The organism is Nonomuraea aurantiaca (assembly GCF_020215705.1).
Lineage (GTDB): Bacteria > Actinomycetota > Actinomycetes > Streptosporangiales > Streptosporangiaceae > Nonomuraea > Nonomuraea aurantiaca.
In genome coordinates this window covers 208,985-231,587 of record NZ_JAIWNB010000018.1, presented here as the reverse complement: position 1 = coordinate 231,587, position 22,603 = coordinate 208,985, and the positions used below count along the sequence as shown (strand labels likewise).

Sequence of the window (22,603 nt, the reverse complement as noted above, 5' to 3'; positions counted from 1 at the left end):
AGGGCTGGCTGGAGGGCTACCTGCTGACCGGGCGGCACGGCCTGTTCAACTGCTACGAGGCGTTCATCCACATCATCGACGCCATGTTCAACCAGCACGCCAAATGGCTGGAGTCCTCCCAGAAGATCCCCTGGCGGCGGCCCGTCGCCTCGCTCACCTACCTGCTGTCCTCACACGTCTGGCGCCAGGACCACAACGGCTTCTCCCACCAAGACCCCGGCTTCCTGGACGTCGTGATCAACAAGAAGGCGTCCGTGGTGCGCCTCTACCTGCCGCCCGACGCCAACACCCTGCTGTCGGTCGGCGACCACTGCCTGCGCTCACGCGACTACGTCAACGTCATCGTGGCCGGCAAGCAGCCGATCCTGGACCTGTTCACCATGGACCAGGCCATCGCCCACTGCACCCGCGGCCTGGGCATCCTGCCCTGGGCCTCCACCGACGAGGGCACCGACCCCGACGTCGTGCTCGCCTGCGCCGGTGACATCCCCACCCTGGAAACCCTGGCCGCCACCGCCCTGCTCCGCGAGCACCTGCCCGAACTACGCGTCCGCGTCATCAACGTCGTCGACCTGATGCGCCTGCAACCGCCGTCGGAGCACCCGCACGGCCTCCCGGACAACGAATACGACACCCTGTTCACCACCGACAAGCCCGTCATCTTCAACTTCCACGGCTATCCCGCGCTCATCCACCGCCTCACCTACCGCCGCCACGGCCACGCCCACCTGCACGTCCGCGGCTACAAGGAGGAGGGCACCACCACCACACCCTTCGACATGGCCATGCTCAACGACATCGACCGCTACCATCTGGTCACCGACGTCATCGACCGCACCCCGGGACTCGGCTCCGCCCAGGCCCACCTCCGCCAGCGGATGACCGACGCCCGCCTGCGCGCCCGCGCCCACACCCGTGAGCACGGCGAGGACGCGCCCGAGATCCGGGAGTGGACATGGCCGGACAGATTCTCGTCCTGAACACCGGCTCCTCCTCCATCAAGTACGAGCTGGTGGACGTCGAGTCGCGCGAGCGGCCGGCCAGGGGGCTGGTGGAGCGGATCGGCGACAAGGAGGGCCGGTTGATCCACCGCACCGGGGACGACCCGCCCTACGAGCGGAAGGAGCGCTTCGGCGACCACGCGGCGGGGCTGGCCTCCATGCTGGCCGCCTTCGACGAGGCGGGGCCCGCGCTGAAACCGGTGGCGGTGGGGCATCGGGTCGTGCACGGCGGGACCCGCTTCCAGGAGGCGGTGCTGGTGGACGACGGCGTGATCAGCGCCATCGAGGACCTCTCACCGCTCGCGCCCCTGCACAATCCGGTGAACCTCACCGGCATCCGGGTGGCCCGCGAGGCCTTTCCCGATGTGCCGCAGGTGGCGGTGTTCGACACCGCCTTCCACCGGACGCTGCCGCCCGAGGCGTACACCTACGCCGTGCCCCGCGACTGGCATGACCGGCTGGGCGTGCGGCGCTACGGCTTCCACGGCACCTCCTGCGCGTACGTGTCGGCGCGGGCCGCCGAGCTGCTGGATCGCGATCCGGCGCGGACGAACCTGATCGTGCTGCACCTCGGCAACGGCGCGAGCGCGACCGCGATCGAGGGCGGCCGCAGCGTCGACACCTCCATGGGGCTCACGCCGCTGGAGGGGCTGGTCATGGGCACCCGCTCAGGGGACGTGGACCCGGCGCTGACCGGCTACCTGGCCCGCGCGGGCGGGATGGACATCGTGCGGGCGGAGGAGGAGCTGTCGCGCCGGAGCGGTCTGCTCGCGCTCGCCGGCACCGGCGACATGCGCGAGGTACGGCGACGGGCCCGCGAAGGCGACGAGCGGGCGCGGCTCGCGCTGGACATCTACAGCCGCCGGATCAAGAAGTACATCGGGGCCTACTACGCGCTGCTCGGCCGGGTGGACGCGATCGTCTTCACGGGCGGCGTCGGCGAGCACGACCCGGCCACCCGGGCCGCCGCGCTGGACGGGCTGCACCGCCTCGGCATCGCCCTCGACCCCACGCGCAACGAGGCCGACGAGACGGGCGAGCGGCGGGTGTCCACGCCGGAGTCGGAGGTGGCCGTGCTGGTCGTGCCCACCGACGAGGAATGGGAGATCGCCCGGCAGACACTCGCGCTGATCCACGTGTGACCGGCGGAGGCGGGGGCTTTTCTCCGCATTCGCCGTCCAGCCGGCGGTCATCCTCCGGGCAGCAGGGGACGTGCCGCTCCCGCCGGTGCGCCGCGACACGCTCGCCGAACTCCCGCAGAGCGGAACCCGTCGCGGCCACAGAGCGTATCCTCTGACCTCGACCGGTTCCGAGAGGTAGGGCCAGCCCTACCTCGAAGACGGGTGACAGCAGGACTTCGCGATCACGGTTATCCCGAAATGCTGATGGTGAACGATCGGGAATCGAGTCTGGAGCATCGGAGAATCTGTGACTGACGTGAGCACTACTCGCGCCGCCACGGCCTCGGCATCGGCATCGGCATCGGAAGAGAGGGGGAGCGACTTCGCCCGCCTGTCACGCCGGGTGGCCCAGGCAGGCCTCATGGAACGGCGACCCGTCTACTACGCCACGCGGATCAGCGTGGTGACGGGCCTCTTCGCGGCGGGCTGGGTGGCGTTCGCCCTGGTCGGCGACTCGTGGTGGCAGATTCTGGTCGCGGTGTTCCAGGCGGTGACGTTCGGCCAGGTGGCCCTGCTCGCCCACGACCTGGCCCACGGGCAGGTGTTCCCGTCCCGGCGTAACAGCGCGATCGCGGGACTGCTCGTCGGCAACCTCGGCATCGGGCTCAGCTACGGGTGGTGGCAGGACAAGCACACGCGCCACCACGCCAACCCCAACCACGAGGACCACGACCCCGACGTCGCGCCCGACGTCCTGCTCTGGTCGATCAAGCAGGCCGAGGCCAGCCGGGGACTGCCCAGGCTCATCGGCCGCTGGCAGGCGTTCCTGTTCTTCCCGCTGCTGACGCTGGAGGGGCTCAACCTGCACATCTCCAGCGTCCGGGCGCTGCGCCGCGATTCCCTCAAGAACCGGATGGCCGAAGGGCTGCTGCTGCTCGCGCACTTCGTCATCTACCTGGGCGGCGTGTTCGCGGTCCTGCCGGTGGGCAAGGCAGTGGTCTTCCTGCTGGTGCACCAGGCGTTCTTCGGCGTCTACCTGGGGTGCACGTTCGCCCCCAACCACAAGGGCATGCCGGTCCTCACCGCCGAGGATGAGCTGGACTTCCTGCGCCGCCAGGTGCTCACCTCCCGGAACGTGCGCGGCGGACGCGTGGTCAACACGGCGCTGGGCGGCCTCAACTACCAGATCGAGCACCACCTGTTCCCCGGCATGCCGACCCCCAACCTGCGCAAGGCGCAACCGCTGGTGCGGGAGCACTGCGAGTCGCTGGGGGTGGCGTACGTGGAGTGCGGGCTGCTGGCCTCCTGGGGCCAGGCGATGAAGCACCTGCACGAGGTGGGCGCGCCGCTGCGCGCTCGCCGGGGCTGAGGCGCGCCGGGCGGTGACGCGGATCCGGGTGGCCAGGGAGATCGCGCGGCGGTGGGTGGCCGAGGTGGGCTCCGGGCTGCCCGGCTTCGGCGGGGCGTTCCTGACCGGCTCGGTGTTGTGGTCGCCGGCGGACGCGGTCCTGGCCACCAGCTCCGATGTGGACGTGATGGTGGTGCTGGACGCCGCGGAGCCGTCCGTCAAGCCCGGCAAGCTGCGGTACGAAGGCGTCTTGCTGGAAATTTCGTATATGTCGGGCGAGCGGCTGGCGTCGGCGGAGGACGTCCTGGGCGACTACCACCTGGCGGGCAGCTTCCACCTGCCCGGGGTGCTGGCCGATCCGGGCGGGCGGCTGGCCGCGCTGCACGAGGTGGTGGCCCGCGAGTTCGCAGACCGGCGGCGGGTGCTGCGGCGGTGCGGCGCGGCGATGGACGTGGTGCGCCGCGGGATCGCCGGTGCGGACGAGGCGGCGGCGCCGGTCGGCCAGGTGATGTCGTGGCTGTTCGGCACCGGGGTCACGACCCATGTGCTGCTCGTGGCCGGGCTGCGCAACCCCACCGTCCGCCGCCGCTACGAGGCCGTGCGGGAGCTGCTGGCCGTACACGGGATGCTCGACCGGCACGAGGCGCTGCTGGAGCTGCTCGGGTGCGGCGGGCTGGGGGCGGCGCGCGTGGCGGGGCACCTGGATGTGCTGGAACGGGTGTTCGACGCGGCCAAGGACGTCCGGGCCGCGTCGTACCCGTTCTCGTCGGACATCAGCGAGGCGGCCCGGCCGCTGTCGATCGACGGCAGCCGGGAGCTCATCGCGCGCGGCCTGCACCGGGAGGCGGTGTTCTGGCTGGTGGCGACGTACGCCCGGTGCCTGAAGAAGCTGTCGCTGGCGGGGGCGCCCACGGCGCCCTACGAGGAGGGGTTCCGCGCGTTGCTGGCGGACCTCGGCGCCGAGACGTCCGCGGACCGGCGGCGGCGCGGGCAGCGCGTACTGGACGCGCTACCCGGCCTGTGGCGCACCGCCGAAACCCTCGCCCCCGCCTGACCCGCACCGGCCCGCCCGCGCCCGGCCAACCTGTACGGGCTCGCTCGTGTCAGGCCGAGCCGCACCTGATCGCCCAGCGCACGCGCCTGATCGCCCGGCGGCACTCGCGTCAGAGGCCCAAGCCCTCCTCCAAGAGGCGGAGCCAGATCTCGCTGACCGTGGGGAACGATGGGACGGCGTGCCAGAGCCGGTCGAGCGGCACCTCGGCGGTGACCGCGATGGTCGCCGCGTGCAGCAGCTCGGCCACCGCGGAACCGGCGAACGTGACGCCCAGCAGCACCCGCCGCTCCTCGTCCACGACCGCGTTGGCCCGGCCGCGATAGCCGTCGCCGAGGAGGTAGGCCCCCGTGACCTTGGCCAGGTCGTATTCGACCACCCGCACCGGGAATCCGGCCTTGCGGGCGGCGGCCTCGGTGAGGCCCACCGCACAGATCTGCGGGTCGGTGAACACCACCTGCGGCGCCCCGTACCCGTCCGCGATGTCGCGCATCGCGGGAAGCGTGTCGTCGCCCCCGTTGGCGCGCGCCGCGATGACGTCGCCGCAGATCCGCGCCTGGTACTTGCCCATGTGCGTGAGCAGGGCGCGGCCGTTGACGTCACCGATCGCGTACAGCCAGCCGCCCTCGACGTCCGTCGCCCGCATGCTGTCGTCCACCTCGACCGACCGGCCACCTGCCAGGCCGACCGTCTCGAGCCCGAGACCGGCGGTGGCGGGCACCCGGCCGGTGGCCACCAGCAGCTCGTCGGCCTCCAGGGGCGGACCGTCGGACAGGTGCACGGTCACCTTGCCACCGGGCTCCGGCCGCTCGACGCGTAGGACGTCCGTGCGGGTCCGCACGTCGATCCCGGCGTCGGCGAACGACTCGGCCAGCAGCTCACCGGCGAACGGCTCCATCTTGGCCAGCAGCGACCCGCCGCGTACGAGGACCGTGGTCTGCCGCGCGCCGAGCCCGTGCATGGCCTGGGCCATCTCACAGGCGACCACCCCGCCCCCGATCACGACCAGCCGCTCCGGCACCGCCTGGGCGGCCGTGACCTCGTGGCTCGTCCAGGGCTTCGCCTCGGCCAGCCCCGGCACCGGGGGGACCAGCGCGGTGCTCCCGGTGGCCAGCACGACGGCGTGCCGCGCGGTCAGCACTCGTTCGGTGGTCTCCTGCCCGTCTTGCGTGGTCACTAGAACCCGCTTGACCCCGTCGAGCCGCCCCCGGCCCCGGACGAACTCGATGGGCACGTTCTTGATCCACTCGACCTGCCCCGAGTCGTTGTAGTGCGACACGGCCTCGTCACGCCGGGCGAGCACCTTGCTCACCTCGAGCGGACCGAGCGACATACCGGGCACTCGCCCCACCTCGGCCGCCAGGTCTATCGGGCGCAGCAGCGCCTTGCTCGGGATGCAGGCCCAGTAGGAGCATTCGCCACCGGCCAGGCGGTCCTCCACGATGGCGGCGGTCAGACCGCCGCGCACGGCTCTGGCCGCGGCGTTCTCGCCGGCGGGGCCGGCGCCGATCACTATGACGTCGAACTCGTCGGTCATGCCTACCTCTCCCGTAACGCTCGCCCCGCTACCGCGGCTCTCACCAGCAGTCTCCCACCGGTCCCTTCCCCCTTCGCCAAGGGGAGGCACTGACGGACCGGTTTCGCCTGGCTGCCCGGGCTGGGGGCTCTTGCCGGTTTCGTACCGGCGGTCGCAGGGTGCCGGGAGCGCCGGGTCAGTTCTGTCCCGGGGCCGACTCGCTCGGGCGGGTCCGCTCAGGTACCGGTCCGGGCGGCCAATGGTCCTCGGGCGTCGTGCCGAGGGGGTCGGCGATGACGAGCATCTCGTTGCCGCCGAAGTCGCCGACCACCTGGAATCCGGCCTGCGCGAGGATCGTGCGCAGGGCGAGCTGTACGGCGGTGCGGATGGTCTCGTACTTCACCATGTCGGCCTTGGCGAGATCGGGAGACGCCTCCCACGAGACGACCACACCGCGACCGGGCTCGCGCCGGAGGCTGAGGCCGCCTTCCCCCGACGGCCCCCCGGATGGCCCGTTCGACCTGGGCGACTTCGGGGGCTCGACGGTGAACCCCGCGTTGGTTAACTCTTGACGGATGAGACGTTCCAGGTTCGCGGGGTCGTACCGTGCGGGGTTCACCTCATCCTGCTGCCCCAACACCGCCCTCTCATGCGGGTATCCCGTCGCGCGGCGGATCACCTCAGCGCGGACAGGCCCCACAGTTCGGCGATGCGGCCGTCACGCACCCGGAAGATCTCCAGCATCGTCGGTGGAGACTGCTCGACGGCACCGGCCGGGAGCCCGTGCAGGGTCGTGCGGACGGCGGCCTTGTCCCCGTCGACGAGCATGTCCTCGACGATCACCTGAACCTCGGGGAACCTCTCGTGGAACCGCGTCCACGCTCGGACGACGCTCTCGGCTCCGGTGGTGCCCAACGGGTGGCTGACGAAATCCGGCGCGAAGATCGTCTCGGCGGCCCCGAAGTCATGGGTGTTGAACGCCTCGTACATGCGCTGCCCGATAGCTCGCACGTCGTCGGTCATCTGCTTTCTCTTTCCTGGGGGTATCGCGGGTTCTGGTGGGTGTGACCGGCCATCAGCCGACCGGGTCGATGCGGGCCATGTTGGCGCGCAGGCGCTCCAGGGCGCGCAGCACGATTTCCCGCTCGTGCGCGCTGATGCCGTCGAGCAGCCGCACCTGGTACGCCTGGTGAGACCGCTCGAGGTCGGCGGCCGCCCGTTCGCCGGTGGATGTCAGGCTGGCCAGGGTGTAGCGGTTGTCCGCCGGATCGATGCGACGGCTGACCAGTCCCTCGGCCTCGAACTCTTTGATCAGCCGGGTGACGCTCGCCCCGTCGAGGGACAGGCCCTGACGCAGGTCGCTGTGACTGGTCTCCCCGTTCCTCCACAGCCGCATCAGCAGCTGCAGTCTGGGCGAGCTCATCCCCACATGCCGCGCGAACGCCTGGCGCGTCTCAGCGCAGGCACCGCCCAACTCGCGGAAGAACCTGTCTTCTGGAGTCTCCACACGCGATCTTTCTGCTGTCGGCGCGCCCACCCCTCCTGGAAGGCGATCGCCTCCGCTCTTTCTATCAACAACTCTTGATGTCATCAAGAGTATGAGCCGTCAAGAGGCCACCGAAACGGCGTGGTGCACGGATGCGGGATCCGCCGCCAGTGCGAGCAGGCAGTGGGCCGTGTCGGCGCGGGTCGTACTGAGGCCGCCCTTGATGTTGGTGTCCCACGCCGTGCGGTAACGGCCCGTCAGCCCGCGGTCGGTCAGGCGGCTCGGCCGCACGATGGTCCAGTCGAGGTTCGTCGCGCGCAGCCGCCGCTCGGCCTCCCGGAGGTCGGCGTAGGAGTGCTTCAGGAGCCGCTGCACGAAGAGCGGCTTGAGCACATAGCGGGTGAACACCCCGTCGCCCGCGTCGGCCACCAGACCACTGGCGCTGGTCATGAGCAGGCGCCGCGTACGGCCTCGCGCCATCGCCGTGGCGATCGCGCTGATGCTGTCGGAGCACACCGTGGTGGGCCCCCGACCGCCGGGACCCATCGCGGACAGTACGGCGTCGCGGTCCCTGACGGCCGGCGCGATGGCGTCCGGGTCCATCAGGTCGGCCTGGACGATGTCGAGGCCGGACGGCAGGTCGGCGGGCAGCCGCCGGGGGTCGCGGACCACCGCGGTCACCTCATGCCCGGCGGCGAGCGCCTGGCGAAGCAGCTCGATTCCGGTACCTCCGGTAGCTCCGAAGATCGTCAACTTCATGGGGCCTCCTCGGCTCCCGCCCATAGTGAGTGAACACCCACTCACCCGTCAAATCGGAGCGAGGCATCGCCAGGATGCGTACGGCGCTTGGGCGAGGTCCGGCGCCCTGTGCTCGACCGCGGGACTGCGCGGTCGAGCACGGTTAAGCGCTTCTGCCCCGTGAGGGCCGCAAGAACTACCAGTAACCCGAGGTCGCCCATGATCTGCCGACATTGGGCCCGAATCCGAAGCCCACCGATGGCCCTACGCCGACGGAGGTCGAGCCGGCCGAGCTTCCGTCACCCTTGTACCACTCTGTGCCGATATCGACCTTGCCCACCCCAAGGCTTGGACTCCGTGGCATGACATAGCTCCCCGTGCCGCCCTGGTTGGCGACGTTGGCATTGGAGCCCTTGACCGACACGTTGGCGTTCGCGCCCACGCCGAGCCCGACGCCGACCTTGACCCCGGCCGAGAAGCCGATCCCGGTGTCGTCGATGGCCACGCACGCCTCGCCGCCCACTTCGACGAAGACCTGAAGCGCCGCGCCCAGACAGATCGACAGCGACACCTGGTCCGTGCCCACGTGCTCCTTGAACTCCTTGAGGTCCGCCGCCCACTTCTTGTCACTGGCGACCTCGGCCTCCTCCAGGACGCAGTAGTCGTTGCAGGAGTCGATGACGAAGTCGCCCGAGGTGGGGCTGAACCAGTAGTGCGCGCATTTCCCGCCGTTGCAGACGATCGCCTTGTCGCGGAAGTCGGGATCCGAGCCTTTCGGCACGGGTATGTGCTTGGGCGGCACCCATTCGGGCTGGGGAGCCGCCGGGCTGTAAGGCAGGTACGGCGGCAGCGCGTTCGGTCCCCGGCACACCGAGGGCTTGAGCTGACAGATGGGCCGTATCGTCCGGTCGGACTTACCTCCACTGATGTCGAGGATGGGAGGCCCCATCTTCGGCTTCGGCGGCGGGCTCTTGGGGTGGTACACGCCGGCGTCGACATAGCCGTAGTCGCCTTCGGTGAGGAACAGCCCGTCGGGGTCGCTCATGGTGGCCGGGCTGTTGTCGGCGTAGGCGTAGGCGTTCATCTGCTGGGGGTCGAAGGGGTCGATGACCGGGTCGACCGAGAGGAACCTGCCGGTCGCGGGGTCGTACTCGCGGGCGCCCAGCCGGGTCAGCCCCGTCGCCGGGTTCGACGCGCCGCCGACGAAGCCGCGCTCGCCCGCGGGCCAGTTCGCCGTCGTGCCGCGTGGAGTGCCGAACAGGTCCACGCGGCGAGAGGTCGCGGCGAGCGTGGTGGCGTCGATGGCGGTCTGGGAGGTGCCGTGATGGTCGGCCACCGTCCAGGTGAACCCGGCGGCGGTGCGGGCGCCGAGGCGGTCGTAGTACCGGGTGCCGGTCTTGACCCCTGTCGCGGTGTTCAGCCGGATCTCGCCGTCACCGGTGAACAGCGTCGCCGAGCCCGGGTCGCGGCGGATGAGCTGCCGGCCCTGGCCGTCGTAGACGTACGACGTGGTGGCCGATCCGGAGGTCACCGAGGCCAGCATGCCCTGTTCGTCCCAGTTCAAAGTCTGGCCGGGCCGGGTCTTGGTGTTCCCGGCGTCGTCGTAGCCGTAGGCGGTGGCGGTGGATCCGGTGGTGATCGCGGTCACCGCGTGCGGCCGATCGACGTTGTCGCCGGGGTTCGGGTAGGTGTACGTGCTGGTAGCGTCCGCAACCCCGCCCAGCCCCTTGACGGTCTTGGTCTGCCGGTTGCCGGTCAGGTCGTAGCCGAACTGCTGCCAGTAAGGCGCCGGGCCGCCGATGACGGAGGCGGACGGGGTGGCCTGGCAGTTGTCCGTCGCGGTCCACGCCGAGGTCACCCGGCGCAGGTAGTCGTAGGCGAAGCACTGGGTGTCGGCCGCCGACCCCGCGGTGCGGTCGGTGATCCTCGTGACCTCGCCGTTCGGGGTGTAGGCGTAGGTCAGGTCGTTGACCATGACGCCGTCGGCCTTCTCGCGTTCGGTGAGCGTCTCGGTGACCCGCCGGGTGCCTTCCTCGTAGTACGTGGTCTGCCACAGCCGCTTGCCGTCGGCGCCGAGCTCCAGTTGGGCCCGTTCGCCCAGTTCGTTGTACTCGGTGTCGGTGACGTAGGTCAGGTCGCCGGTCAGCGTGTCGGGACGGCCCTGGTCGTCGTAGTCGTAGGTCAGCGTCTCGGCGGGCAGGTCGGCGAGCTGGGGCAGGGTCTTGGTCCGCGGGGTGCCGTCGTCGTTGTAGGTCATGGACGTGGTGTAGGTCCCGGCGAAGTCCTGGTCCTCCGGCGGGATGGTCACCGTCGTCCCCGTCAGGAGTCCGGCCGCGTCGTAGCCGGTGGCGGACGTCACGTACGGGTGATCGTTCAGGTACCGGGTCGAGGAGGTCAGGGAACCCTTGGACAGCGTGTCGTACACCGCCTTCGTCAGGAGTGTCCCGGTCCGCGAGCCCAGCCGGGTCTCCACCACGCGCCCGAGGTCGTCGTACAGCGGCACCACGGTCTTGCCGCGCGCGTCCGTGGCGCTGCTGAGCTGCCCGGCGTCGTCGTAGGTCATCGTGGAGGCGCCCTTGTCCGGATCGTCCGAGGTGAGCCTGCGGCCGAGCACGTCGTAGGTGTAGCGCCACACGTTCCCCGCCGGATCGGTGATCTTCGTCAGGTCGCCCCGCTTGGAGTAGCCGTACCGGGTGACGTCGGAGGGGTTGGTGAGGGTCCTGCCGTGGTACTGCACCAGCGCGGTCAGCCGGTCGCGGGCGTCGATCCACTTGGTGGTCGCCGTGCCGCCCTGGGGCGGGATCACGCTGATCCAGTCGGCGCTGTAGGACGTCGTGGTGCGCCACTGCTCGACGTTGAGCTTCAGGTAGATGGCCGCGGTCGGCCGTTCCACGCCGTCATAGGTGTTGACGGTCGCGGTGGGCACCTCTCCGGCGTTCGCCGTGTACATCGTGGTCCCGGCGGCGCCCGTGGTGTAGTACGGCGCCCGGGACACGCTGACCAGGCCTCGCGAGTCGTACAGCGTGTCGGTCAGCACCCTGCCCCCCACCGGACTGGGGTCCTGCGTCTGGCGGGGCCGCAGGAAGCCGTCGAACAGCGTGTATGAGGAGACGTGGTTGCCGTTGGCCCGCAGCGTGCTGGTGCGCACCCAGCTCGGGCCGCCGCTGCGGCGCACCCCGTACTCGTAGAGCATGTGCGGGCTGTCGCCGGCCGCCTCAGTACGGCCCGGCTTCCACACCTTCACCAGCCGGCCGAGCGCGTCGTAGCTCAGAGAGGTGATCCGTCCGTCGGCGTCCTGGACGCGGACGGGCTGGCCCTGCGCCGGATCGATCGTGGTGTTCACCTCGTGGCCGAGCGGGTTGGTCACCTTTGTACCGGTGTTCAGCCCGTTGACGTCGGTGTACGCCGTGGTGGTCGTGCGGGCGAGCGCGTCGCGGGCCTCCTTGACCCGGCCGTAGCCGTCGAACGTTCCGGTCCTGCTCACCAGGTACGCGGGCGTGTCGCCGGCGTAGGACTTGGCGACCTCGGTCTTCGTCACGTCCCCGTGGACCGGCTCCTCGCCGAAGCCCTTGCCGTCATACGACAGCCGCGTGTCGGAGATGGCGTCACCAGGGTACGACGGGGCCGTACCGCAGGCCACGCCCACGACGGTGGTCCGGCTCGGCAGGCTGACCAGCATCGACGCGGTGTCGCGCGCGTACGTCGTGGTGGTGCACCGGTCGTCGCCCGGCCCGCTCACGTCGCCCAGGTCGTTGACCTGCTTGGCGTTGCCGTACTCGTCGTAGGTGGTCTCCACGCGGGTGACCCGGTAGTCGCCGGTGGTCCGCCGTTCGCGGGTGACCGCGCGCGCGGTCTCCACCTGGTACGCCTTGCGGCTGCCCTGGGTGGCGGTGAGCCTGGTCCACGGGTCGTTGATCGTGCCGGTGGACTCGTTGGCGCCGTCGTAGGTGATCTGCTCGCGTACGAAGCCGGACAGCGGCTCGTCGTCGGCCAGTTTCGCGCCGGTGGAGTCGGTGACGTCCACCTGCTTGGCGCCGCCGGAGGCGTTGAGCCGGTCGCCGTTCATGCCCCGGAAGTACTGGTATTGGGTCTTGGACTCGGGCTTGTTCTCGTCGTTGGCCGGGTCGCCCTTGCGTACCACGACCTTCTCGTAGCCTCGCCATTCGGACCAGGTGCGCTTGTCCACGGCGATGAGCGGGTTGTCGTCATAGGCCCAGGCGCCGCCCTTGACGGTGTCGTAGGCGTAGCTGGTCACCATGTCCTTGGTGTCGGACACGAGATCGTCCTGGACGACCTTGGACACCACGTACTTGTGGAACCAGTCGTTGATCGGCGTGGTCGCCGGCGGCAGCGCCCACCGCACCGGGAAGCAGCGCTTGGTGTTGGTCTCGGGGACCGGCAGGGCGCCGGGGGCGCAGTCGGGCGGCGCGTAGGTGACGTTGATCGCGCCGCCTGCCTCGCTGGTGATAGTGGTGATGCGCGGTTTGTTGAGTTTGGGGTAGCCGTCCGTCGGTGTGTTGACCCGGTTGGCCATCATCGTGCCGTCGAACGTCACCGCGGGCAGCGCGATCGGGGCGCCGCCGTCCAGGCCGGTGTGAGTGATGCCGTTGAGCCACAGCGCCGGTGTGGTGCCGTCGCCGGTGGGCGGGTAGGCGGGGGTGAGCTCCCACTGGTCGACGCCGCGGTAGTCGCCGCCGCCCGTGGAGACTTCGGTGATCACTTTGGCCAAGCGTTTGGTGGACCAGAACGTGGGCGCGTAGCGGGTCCCGCACGGGGCCGCGGCGCAGTCGGCGTCCCAGGGGACGTCCGGCCAGGTCACGGCGTCGTGCGTGGCGCAGTTCTGGGTGGCGCAGCGGTCGGCCCGCTCGAAGGTGACCCGGGCGGGCGCCGGGCCCGCGTACTCCTGGCCGGTGCGGGTTCCGTACTCGATGCGCGCCAGCGTACCGCCACGCGTGTAGGTCCCGGTCGAGGCGCCGAGGTTCTGGGCGTACCGGTTGGTCTCCGAGTCGTAGAAGTAGCTCAGCGAGTTGCCGTGCGCGTCCACGACGTAGTCCAGGTTCCAGCGGTAGCCCTGCCGGCACGCCGAGGCCGCGAACGTGGCCTTGTTGCACGGCTCGTCGGTGTCGTTGCCGTAGACCGGCACGGTCCAGACCGACTGCGTGGTGCTTTTCCCCGCCGACCATTCGGGCAGCCGGTTCCTGCCGAAGAAGTACTGGGTGCCGTCGGTGGTCGTGACCTTCCAGTACTCGCCGTTGTCGTCCCCGTTGAGCTCCGCGTCTCCGGTGATCACGTGCTCGACCCGGGTGCCGTCGTCGTGCTGGGGCCGCCACACGCCGTTCTCCACGATCATCCGGCCGGAGTGCCCGCCGAGCGACAGGGTGGCGTTCTCGGTCTCCCAGCACAGGTCGCCGGTCTTGGTCTGGGCGTTGTTGCCGCCCAGGTCGTCCGAGCAGGCCTTGTAGGAGCGCTCGACGAAGCCGGGCGACAGGGTCCAGCCCTCACCCACCCAGGACGGCTGGTTGTTCGTGGACGCGGTGCGCCCGTCCACCCCACTCGAGGAATAGACGGCCGACAGATCGGGCACCAGGCCGCCCGGCACCGGCGGTGTACGCATGGGGTAGGACCAGGAGAATCCCCCCGCCTGCGTCGCGACCTGCCACGTGCCGGACGGCGCCAGCGAGGTCGCCTTGTAGTCGCCGGTGGAGCCCTTGTCGTCGGCGGTCAGCGCGAACGTACCGGCCGCGTCGCCGACCAGCACGTTCGCCGACACCGTGGCCGCCTTGAGATCATTGCGTACGTCCGTGACGGGCGCGCTCCCCTGGGAATTGCGTACGTCCGTGACGGGCACGCTCCCCTGGGAGACGAGCCGTAATCGGGACGCCCAGTCGCCGCCGTAGGCGTCATGGAAGGCGGAGTAGTCGACCGTCACGGTCACCGGCCCGGTCCCGGTCTTGCCGTCGGTACGCCGTACGGACACCAGCAGGCCGTCCCCGGCCGATCGGGCCTCGACCTTCACCCGCCCCGGCCCCTGCCGCCCGACCGGCGCCACCCAGACGGGCAGCGAGCCGGCCTGGGTCTTGGCCGTCAGCGCCACCTCCGCCGTGCCCGCGGCGGGCCAGGAGGCCTTCGCCGCGAGCTTGCGGGCGGACGCCGCCTCGGGGTCGGGCCGGGCGGCGGGCGCCGCGAACGCCTTGCCGCCCACCGCCTTCACCTTGTCCGGCTCGCTCGGCTTCACCGGCCCGGCGGCGGCCGCCGGGGCCGCCGCCTGCGTGATCGCCACCGGCACCAGGAACATGCAGCTCAGGACCGCCGCGAGCGACAGTCTCCACGTGTTGCCGCGCATGAGTGGATTCCCTTTCCCGTACGGGCTCAGGCCCCGGTGATGACGGAGCCGAGGGAGCGGTCGAGCGTCTGGCCCTCGCAGGCCCGATCGCGTGAGTCGAACAGGTCGCCCCGACCGGCCCGGCAGTGGAACAGTTCGGCGCTGACCGCACCCGGAGCCCCGGGCACGTCCTGTGGCGATGTGGTCAAGTAGTCCGGACGTAGGCCTTTGCGGCGCTGACCTGGGGGTAGCCATGAGCCGCTCGGAATGACGATCAACCCCGCGACCAGCGGAGCAAGAAACCACCAGTACATGCCGCCTCCTCCAGGGGCTGCCCGCCTCGCCGCCCGCCGACGATCTACGAGCGAGAGTCTGCGCTCAGGAGGAGCACGGGACCAGGCAATTAACCGGCCATTGACCGGACACTTTCAGCGGACGCTCATGTGGCTGTCGTCGACGGCCACGGCCAGGGGTTCCGGAGCGACGCGGACCTTCGGGGATTCCGGGTCTCCGCGGTCATCCGCTCGGTGAGGCCGCCCTCGCAGTAGACGACGATGGCCGCACTGCGTCGTGGACGACTTCCTCGGCCGGCGATCTCTCGAGCAGTCGTGCGACCGCACCGCTCGCGCTGTGAAGAATCCACGCCTCCCGATGGCAAACCGCATCTAGGCCACCCTCGCGGATCGCTTCTACGTTCAGAGCATGCCCCTCAAACGCCTCGCCGCCACAGCCGGCGCCGCTCTGCTGGTCGTGGGCCTGATCGCGGCCCCGGCCCGCGCGGACGGATCACACGAGTGCTTTTCCGGCGCCCGCACGTCGAACGGCGACTCCTACAAGTTGACCGGCTGGGTGTGCAGCGGCTCCGGCTTCTACCAGGTCACCGTCCTCATCAGGTTCGGTGAAGCCCAGGGCACCTACTCCTGCCCCAGCGTCTTCTCGTGGAACGGGGACCTGTCCGGGGACAACTGCCGCTTGACCTAGGCGACATTCCCCGTCATGCCCGGCCCCACCACCCGGTGTCGCGCACTCCCTGCGGCACGATCCCGAGACGCATCTCAGGAGCGCGCGTCAAGCACGGACGTCGAAGCCCAGTGCGGTGGCCACGACGGTCGCCTGGAAGGAGTCGATGATCGCCTTCTTCAGCGTGACCGTCGACGGGTCCAGGTCGGACAGATCGCTGCCCCGCAGATCGCAGCCCGTGAGGTCGGCTCCGTGAAGCAGAGCCCCGGAAAGATCGCTCCGTAACACCTCGGCCTTCTCCAGCCGGGCGCCCGATAGGTCGGCCTCGCGCAGCCGTACCCCGTGGAAGGCACTCCCCCGCAGGTCGGCGCCGGGCAGGCCGGTGAACGACCAGTCGCCGCCCTCGACCTTCAGCAGCCCGTAGGAGCAGCCGTCGAACATACTGCCCGTCAGCTTGCACCCCTTGAACGTCGCGTCGAAGAACGAGGACCGCGAGAACGTGCAGTTGAGGAACATCGCGTCCTCGTGCACGGACACGTTGAAGCGGACGTTGCTGAACGTGCACTCCTCGAAGACGGATCCGGTGTTGGTCAGCTCCGTCATGTCCACGTCAACGAACAGGACCTGGTGGTAGGTCTCCTGGACCAGCTCGCGACCGTCCCAGTCGGCCGAGCGGACCGCCGTGGTGGTCGAGGACGCCGACCGGCCGCGCTTGCGGTCGGCCGTCATCGGGCGGCCTCCGTCTGCTCGACGACCACCACGGGCAGCTCCCCTACCTCGGCCTGCTCGGCCGTCCAGCCCATCGGACCGTCTGTGCGGGCTTCCACGTAAGCCCTCCTTCCGCGTCCCGCGAGCCTCCCACGCGCCACCGACAGAATCCGCCGCGCCGGCCGGCCGGGAAGACCGGCGGGGGGACTTCTTCGCGCCCGGTGAGCGCCGCCGGTGTTGTCGGTCGGGATGTGCCAGCATGAGCCGGTGAACGAGCCATTGCCGCGGCCTGGCGAGGCCGGTCTTCTGGAAGTCCGCCGGCTCCGCCTGATCGAGGACGTCGCGCCGCTGGTGCCACCTGCCGAGCGGGTGGCCATGGATCGCCTGTGGGAGGAGGCGGTCCAGGCCAACCCCTGTCTCTTCGATGGGCCAGTGGTGGCGTGCGCGGGGCTGGATCGGGATGGGCCGGGCAGCTTGGTTCTCGCCTGGGCGAGGACGACCTACCGGCACCGCGCTCTGCGCCTGGTTCCGGGGGCCACCTCGTGGCTGCCGTCCCTTTTCGTCGCCGTCGCGCAACCGGCAACCGATGGTGGGAGCCTGCTGGTGGGGCGGATGTCGGCGTCGACGGCCACTCCTGGTCGCTGGCAGCTACCTGGTGGAGCGGTCGAACCGCCCGACGAGGGTGCGGGCCTCGATACGGCTGCCCTCCGCCGGCACGCCGCTCGGGAACTGGCCGAGGAGACCGGCCTCGACACAGCGCCGGGTGAGCTGTCCCTGTGGCTGGTCACGCGCGGCGAGAACGGGAGCGTGGGTGTGGTGTTCCTGGCCCCGCACCGGCCGGCATCGCTGCTGCGCGAGCGGTTCGCCGCGCTGACGTCCGCCGAAGTGGCACAGGGTCGCGATCCGGAACTGGAGCAGATCGCTTTCGTCCGCTCCCCCACCGAAGTGGCAGGCCTCAAGGGCGGGTGCGTGGACTACCTAGGGCCGCTCCTCCGCCAGTACGTCAGCTCGGGCTCCTAGAACCCGCCACCACGTCGGAGGCCACGGGCCGTTGCCGTCATTCCCGGCCGCACCCCGTGGCGGCACCCGGCGGAGGTGGAGGGCTCAGGTGAAGTTGACGTCGCTGCAGATGTAGTACGTCTGGTCCATGTGCGAGGCTTTCCAGATCGTGTAGATGACGTGGCGGCCGGTGCGTCCGCCCGAGGTCAGGTTATTGATCATGTACGTCTGGCTCGGCGCGTACTTGGGGGTCTCGCGGACCAGTTCCAGGTGGTTCCAGCCCAGGGCGGTGGTCGTGGCGTTGTAGCCCTGGCGGGTGATGTAGACCCTGATGTAGTCGGCGCCATGGCTGGCCTGGTCGTTCAGGCGGATGTTGAAGGTACTGCCGAGGTTCGTCATGGTCCAGGGGCCTGGCGTGTCCATGGACCGGTAGCGGCCGCCTTGGGTCTGGCCAGCGCTGCACAGTTGGCCGTTGGGGATGACCGCCTGGTGGTTGCCGCCGACGTTGTCGCGGTAGAGCCCGTTCCAGTTCCACATGGCGTTCGTGTTGTCCTGCCATGCCTGCCAGCACATGGGGTCTTTCTGCTGCATGGCGGGGTTCTGGAAGTCGCTGCCCCAGCGCAGCCAGCAACCGTAGTTGCGGGATGCCGGGTCGACGACGGATCCATGCGCTGAAGCGGTGCCGGCCGGCGTGATGGCGTAGAGCGCCGCCGCGAACAGCAGCAGGGCCAGGGCGCGGAGCGCCCAGCGCGGTGTACGGACTCGGGCGTGGGGCATGGTGCGGTCTCCGTTTTCCGGTGGGGGTCGCGGTTATTGGGAGGAGCGCTCCTGCATGGCGGCGACGGTAGATGACTGCATAAGTGAAGACAATGACAAGGGAGAGTCAATATGGTGCCGCCGCAGGCGTGCCGCAGTCGCTTCGGGGGGCGAGCAGCGGAAAGGCGGGGCCGGGGTCGAGCCGGTGATGTCACGAGCTCGGTGAAAGTTTCAGCCGCCGAACGACGCGCCCTCGCCAAGAAGCGTCATGCAAAGCTTTATGGGTGTCCTCTGCTGATTATCTTCCGCAAGTTTTCCTTTTATCAGAGGTGACTCCATCGACAATGGCCACGTCCGAAAAAAGCGTGGCCAAAATTGTTCGTGCCGTGGCGAACGGCCTGGAGTCGCCGGAAGTGCCACGTGAAAGTTTCACCCGTTCTCGGCTGTTTCCGCTGGTGTCGCAGACGGGCCGGAGTGGGGTGGCGAGCGGGCGGGGGAATGGCGGAGCGGTGGCCTAGAGTCGGCTTTGGGAGCGCTCCCAATACGATCTCGGCGCACTGACCAAGAATGGCGGGCCATGAGAAACGCGAGCCTGAAATGGACGGCGCGGGCGGCCGTGGTACTACTGGTCCTCGCCATGCTGGGCGTTCCCGGGGCGGGCGCCGCGCCGGCCGTTTTCGCGTCGGCCGCCTACCCGTACCAGGATCCGAGCCTGCCCGCGGCGACCCGGGTGGCCGACCTGATGGGCCGGATGTCGCTGGACGAAAAGCTCGGTCAGATGACGCAGGCCGAGCGCGGCTCGGTCAGCGCCGCCGACGTCACGACGTACCGGCTCGGCTCGGTGCTGTCGGGCGGCGGCTCCGGGCCGTCCCCGAACACGGCCGCGTCCTGGGCGGACATGTACGACAACTTCCAGAACGCGGCCCTGGCCACGCCGCTGGGCATCCCCATCCTGTACGGCGCCGACGCCGTGCACGGTCACAACAACGTCGGCGGCGCCACGATCTTCCCGCACAACATCGGGCTCGGCGCGACCCGGGACCCCGCGCTGGCACAGCGGATCGGCCGGGCCGTGGCCGAGGAGGTCTCCGGCACCGGCGTGGACTGGGATTTCGCGCCCTGCCTGTGCGTGGCGCGCAACGACCGGTGGGGCCGCACGTACGAGTCCTTCGGCGAGGCGCCCGAGCTGGCCTCGTCCATGGCCACGATCGTGACCGGCCTGCAGGGCGCCACACTGAACGGTCCCGCCTCCGTGCTGGCCACGGCCAAGCACTACCTCGGCGACGGCGGCACCACGAACGGCGTGGACCAGGGCGACACCCAGCTGTCCGAGGCCGACCTGCGGGCGATCCACCTGCCGCCGTTCAAGGCCGCGGTGGAGCGCGGGGTGGGCTCGGTGATGATCTCCTTCAGCAGCTGGAACGGCGCCAAGCTGCACGGGCACCAGTACCTGATCACCACCGTGCTCAAGGGCGAGCTGGGCTTCTCCGGCATTGTGGTCTCCGACTGGGACGGCATCGACCAGATCGACGGCGCCGCCGGCACCTCCGCGCTCGACGTGCGCACGGCCGTGAACGCCGGCATCGACATGGTGATGGTGCCCACCGCCTGGCGGCGCTTCATCGACCTGCTGCGGGCCGAGGTGCAGGCGGGCCGGGTGAGCACGGCCCGGGTCGACGACGCGGTCCGGCGCGTGCTGACGAAGAAGTTCGAGCTCGGCCTGTTCGAGAAACCGCTGACCGACCGGTCCTACACCGCGACCGTCGGCAGCGCGGCGCACCGCGCCCTGGCCCGCGAGGCGGTGGCCAAGTCGCAGGTCGTGCTGAAGAACAGCGGGAACATCCTGCCGCTCGCCCGGGGCGGCAAGATCTTCGTGGCCGGCAAGAGCGCGGACGACATCGGCAACCAGAGCGGCGGCTGGACGATCTCCTGGCAGGGCTCGTCCGGCGCCATCACCCCCGGCACCACCATCCTCCAGGGCATCAGGAACAGCGCGGGCTCGGCCACGACCGTCACCTACAGCCGCGACGGCAGCGGCATCGACGGCTCCTATCGCGCGGCGATCGCCGTGGTCGGCGAAACGCCGTACGCCGAGGGCCAAGGCGACCGCCCAGGCGGGCTGGGCCTGGACACCACCGACCTGAACACCCTCGCCACCCTGCGCGCGGCCGGGGTGCCCGTCGTGGTCGTGCTGGTCTCGGGGCGCCCCCTCGACATCGCGGCCCAGCTGCCCGGCTGGAACGCCCTGGTGGCCGCCTGGCTGCCCGGCACCGAGGGCCAGGGCGTGGCCGACGTGCTGTTCGGCACGGTGCAGCCCACCGGCAAGCTGCCCATGACCTGGATGAGCAGCGCCTCCCAGCAGCCGATCAACGCGGGCGACGGCAAGACGCCGCTGTTTCCGTACGGCTTCGGCCTGACGTACGGGCAGCCGCAGGACGACACCAGCCCGCCCACCGCGCCCGGCACGCCGGTCGCGTCCGAGATCACCTCCTCGTCCACGATCCTGTCGTGGCCCGCCTCCTCCGACAACGTGGGCGTGACCGGCTACGACGTGGTCCGGGTGCAGCCGACGGGCGAGACGACGGTGGCCACGGCCGCGACCGCCACGGCCACCGTCACCGGCCTGGCCGCGAACACGACCCACACCTTCGCCGTCTACGCCAAGGACGCCGCCGGCAACCGCTCGCCGCGCTCGGGGACGGTCACCGTGACCACGCGCGCCGGCGGCGGCACGGGCGGCTGCACGGTCACCGCGACGGTGCAGAGCCAGTGGAGCACCGGCTACGTCATCCAGGCGGCCGTGACCAACACCGGCACGAGCCCCGCGAACGGCTGGGGCGTCACCTTCACCTTGCCGTCCGGCCATCAGATCACCGGGTCGTGGAACGCCTCCCTGACGGTGAGCGGCCAGGCCGCCACGGCGGGCAACGCCGCGCACAACGGGACGCTCGCGCCCGGCGCGAGCGCCTCCTTCGGCTTCCAGGCCAGTCGCCCGGCCGGCGACACCCACCTGCCACCCGGTTACGCCTGCGCGTTAAGACCGCCGGCGGACCGTGAAAATTACATTGTCGGGGACGGCCGAACGCGCAGCTCGCGGGGCCGGCGCCACGACGGGTGACGGATCAGATCATTGTTGACGCGTCGAAAACTGCGTAGGGTACGGGTCTCTCCCGTCATTGACGATGATCTCGACAGATCGGTCAAGGAGCCCGCCATGCGCGTGCGAAAGACCCCGTCCCTGATCATGATCCTCTTGGCCGCCGTGGGGCTCGTAGTCGCGGGCCCCACCGCCGCGCAGGCGATCGGCGGCTTCGACTACTCCCGGGCGCAGGTGACCGCCACCGGCCTGCAGGTGCCGTGGGGGCTGGCCTTCCTGCCCGACGGCAGCGCGCTGGTCTCCGAGCGCGTCACCGCCAGGATTCTCCAGGTACGCCCGGGACAGACCCCGGTTCGGGTGGCCACCGTCAACGGGGTCGCCGCCTCCGGCGAGGGCGGGCTGCTCGGCATCGCCGTGTCGCCCACGTACGCCCAGGACCAGTGGGTCTACGCCTACTTCTCCACGAGCAGCGACAACCGGCTGGTACGGTTCCGGCTGAACGCCCCGCAGACCCAGAACGTCCTGTTCTCCGGCGTGCCGCGGGCCTCCAACCACAACGGCGGCCGCATCGCCTTCGGCCCCGACGGCCAGCTGTACGTGTCCACCGGCGACGCCGGCAACACCGCCAACGCACAGAACCTGAACACCCCGGCGGGCAAGATCCTGCGCATGACGCCGACCGGCGGCGTCCCGGCGGACAATCCCTTCGCCGGCTCCCGGGTCTACAGCTACGGCCACCGCAACGTGCAGGGCCTGGCCTGGGACGCGCTGGGCAGGATGTACGCCGCCGAGCTCGGCCAGGACACCCGGGACGAGGTCAACCGGATCGTCGCGGGCGGCAACTACGGGTGGCCCACCTGCGAGGGCGTCTGCGGCAACCCGTCCTTCCGCGACCCGATCGCCACGTGGCCGACGGCCGAGGCGTCGCCGAGCGGGCTCGCGTATGCCAACGACACGCTGTTCGTCGCCGCCTTGCGCGGGACCCGGCTGTGGACCGTCCCTCTGACGGGCGGCGGCGGGGCCGGGACCCCGGTCGCCGAGCTGCGTGGCGCCTACGGGCGGCTGCGCGCGGCCGCGGTGGGGCCGGACGGCTGGCTGTGGTTGACGACGAGCAACCGCGACGGGCGCGGCGCCCCGGTGGCCCAGGACGACCGCGTCATCCGCATTCCGCCCACCGGCACGCCCTGAGGCGGAAACGCGGGCGTCAGTGTCCGGCGTGCTCCTGGGGTTTGGCAACCACCCAGGCCCGGGCGGAGCCCACCTGCCGCTCCAGGTCGGACAGGAGGGCGGCCAGGTTCTCGTGGTCCATGTACGCGGTCTGCTCGATGCTCGATCGGTGTGTCTCCACCTGCCCCGCCAGGCTGTTGATCTTGCTCAGGGTGTCGCTGAGGGCCCGACTTTCCTGCTGACTCAGATCGCACATGCCTTAACAGTAAATACAGGCCCTCGGGCCGTACATATGTCCGGCAAGTAGCTTGTGCGTGGCCGAAGGCTGCGAGG

The 22,603-nt window shown here is 70.3% G+C and carries 18 protein-coding genes; 8 read left to right on the top strand and 10 right to left on the bottom strand.

Annotated elements, in window-relative coordinates:
- The 4 genes from LDL49_RS35640 to LDL49_RS35625 all read left to right on the top strand — a co-directional run.
- A partial coding sequence (locus LDL49_RS35640; RefSeq protein WP_504854019.1) for a phosphoketolase family protein occupies positions 1–980 on the top strand: 980 nt, incomplete at its 5' end.
- Positions 956–2,143, top strand: coding sequence for an acetate/propionate family kinase (locus LDL49_RS35635; RefSeq protein WP_225297890.1), 1,188 nt, complete (start codon positions 956–958; stop codon positions 2,141–2,143). The genes LDL49_RS35640 and LDL49_RS35635, both read left to right, overlap by 25 nt.
- Before the next feature lie 400 nt (positions 2,144–2,543).
- A complete protein-coding gene (locus LDL49_RS35630) occupies positions 2,544–3,491 on the top strand; it encodes a fatty acid desaturase family protein (RefSeq protein ID WP_225297887.1) in 948 nt (315 codons plus the stop codon).
- A 13-nt stretch (positions 3,492–3,504) separates the two neighbouring features.
- The gene (locus tag LDL49_RS35625) at positions 3,505–4,524 is read left to right on the top strand and encodes a hypothetical protein (protein ID WP_225297885.1); all 1,020 of its coding nucleotides are present in this window, start codon (positions 3,505–3,507) and stop codon (positions 4,522–4,524) included.
- A 109-nt stretch (positions 4,525–4,633) separates the two neighbouring features.
- Here LDL49_RS35625 and LDL49_RS35620 read toward each other — a convergent pair whose 3' ends face one another.
- From LDL49_RS35620 to LDL49_RS35590, 7 genes are all read right to left on the bottom strand, one after another.
- Positions 4,634–6,058, bottom strand: coding sequence for a dihydrolipoyl dehydrogenase family protein (locus LDL49_RS35620; RefSeq protein ID WP_225297883.1), 1,425 nt, complete (start codon positions 6,056–6,058; stop codon positions 4,634–4,636).
- 175 nt (positions 6,059–6,233) lie between these two features.
- Positions 6,234–6,656 (bottom strand): hypothetical protein, encoded by a 423-nt coding sequence (locus LDL49_RS35615; protein ID WP_225297881.1) that lies wholly within the window; start codon positions 6,654–6,656, stop codon positions 6,234–6,236.
- 56 nt (positions 6,657–6,712) lie between these two features.
- Positions 6,713–7,060 carry an ester cyclase gene (locus LDL49_RS35610; RefSeq protein ID WP_225297879.1) on the bottom strand — a complete coding sequence of 116 codons (348 nt, stop codon included), beginning with the start codon at positions 7,058–7,060 and terminating at the stop codon, positions 6,713–6,715.
- 52 nt (positions 7,061–7,112) lie between these two features.
- Positions 7,113–7,544 carry a MarR family winged helix-turn-helix transcriptional regulator gene (locus LDL49_RS35605; RefSeq protein WP_225297876.1) on the bottom strand — a complete coding sequence of 144 codons (432 nt, stop codon included), beginning with the start codon at positions 7,542–7,544 and terminating at the stop codon, positions 7,113–7,115.
- Between the two features lie 99 nt (positions 7,545–7,643).
- Positions 7,644–8,282: an NAD(P)-dependent oxidoreductase gene (locus tag LDL49_RS35600; protein WP_225297874.1), complete on the bottom strand. Its 639-nt coding sequence runs from the start codon at positions 8,280–8,282 to the stop codon at positions 7,644–7,646.
- Positions 8,283–8,457: 175 nt separating this feature from the next.
- A complete protein-coding gene (locus LDL49_RS35595) occupies positions 8,458–14,604 on the bottom strand; it encodes an RHS repeat domain-containing protein (protein WP_225297872.1) in 6,147 nt (2,048 codons plus the stop codon).
- 26 nt (positions 14,605–14,630) lie between these two features.
- Positions 14,631–14,792 (bottom strand): hypothetical protein, encoded by a 162-nt coding sequence (locus LDL49_RS35590; protein ID WP_225297871.1) that lies wholly within the window; start codon positions 14,790–14,792, stop codon positions 14,631–14,633.
- A gap of 493 nt (positions 14,793–15,285) precedes the next feature.
- Here LDL49_RS35590 and LDL49_RS35585 point away from each other — a divergent pair, with 493 nt between their 5' ends.
- A complete protein-coding gene (locus tag LDL49_RS35585) occupies positions 15,286–15,564 on the top strand; it encodes a hypothetical protein (RefSeq protein ID WP_225297869.1) in 279 nt (92 codons plus the stop codon).
- An 87-nt stretch (positions 15,565–15,651) separates the two neighbouring features.
- Here the strand turns inward: LDL49_RS35585 and LDL49_RS35580 are convergent, their stop codons facing one another.
- A complete protein-coding gene (locus LDL49_RS35580; RefSeq protein WP_225297867.1) occupies positions 15,652–16,272 on the bottom strand; it encodes a pentapeptide repeat-containing protein in 621 nt (206 codons plus the stop codon).
- Between the two features lie 246 nt (positions 16,273–16,518).
- Between LDL49_RS35580 and LDL49_RS35575 the strand changes: the two genes are divergently transcribed.
- A complete protein-coding gene (locus tag LDL49_RS35575) occupies positions 16,519–17,271 on the top strand; it encodes an NUDIX hydrolase (protein ID WP_225297865.1) in 753 nt (250 codons plus the stop codon).
- An 84-nt stretch (positions 17,272–17,355) separates the two neighbouring features.
- Here the strand turns inward: LDL49_RS35575 and LDL49_RS35570 are convergent, their stop codons facing one another.
- Positions 17,356–18,027: a lytic polysaccharide monooxygenase auxiliary activity family 9 protein gene (locus LDL49_RS35570; RefSeq protein ID WP_225297863.1), complete on the bottom strand. Its 672-nt coding sequence runs from the start codon at positions 18,025–18,027 to the stop codon at positions 17,356–17,358.
- A gap of 556 nt (positions 18,028–18,583) precedes the next feature.
- Between LDL49_RS35570 and LDL49_RS35565 the strand changes: the two genes are divergently transcribed.
- Both LDL49_RS35565 and LDL49_RS35560 read left to right on the top strand, forming a co-directional pair.
- Positions 18,584–21,124, top strand: a complete 2,541-nt coding sequence (locus LDL49_RS35565; protein WP_225297861.1) for a glycoside hydrolase family 3 N-terminal domain-containing protein — start codon at positions 18,584–18,586, stop codon at positions 21,122–21,124.
- A 96-nt stretch (positions 21,125–21,220) separates the two neighbouring features.
- Complete coding sequence (locus LDL49_RS35560; RefSeq protein ID WP_225297859.1) at positions 21,221–22,291, top strand: PQQ-dependent sugar dehydrogenase; 1,071 nt, start codon at positions 21,221–21,223, stop codon at positions 22,289–22,291.
- A 16-nt stretch (positions 22,292–22,307) separates the two neighbouring features.
- Here the strand turns inward: LDL49_RS35560 and LDL49_RS35555 are convergent, their stop codons facing one another.
- On the bottom strand, positions 22,308–22,526 hold the full coding sequence (locus tag LDL49_RS35555) for a hypothetical protein (RefSeq protein WP_225297856.1): 219 nt from the start codon (positions 22,524–22,526) through the stop codon (positions 22,308–22,310).
- Between the last annotated feature and the right edge of the window lie 77 nt (positions 22,527–22,603).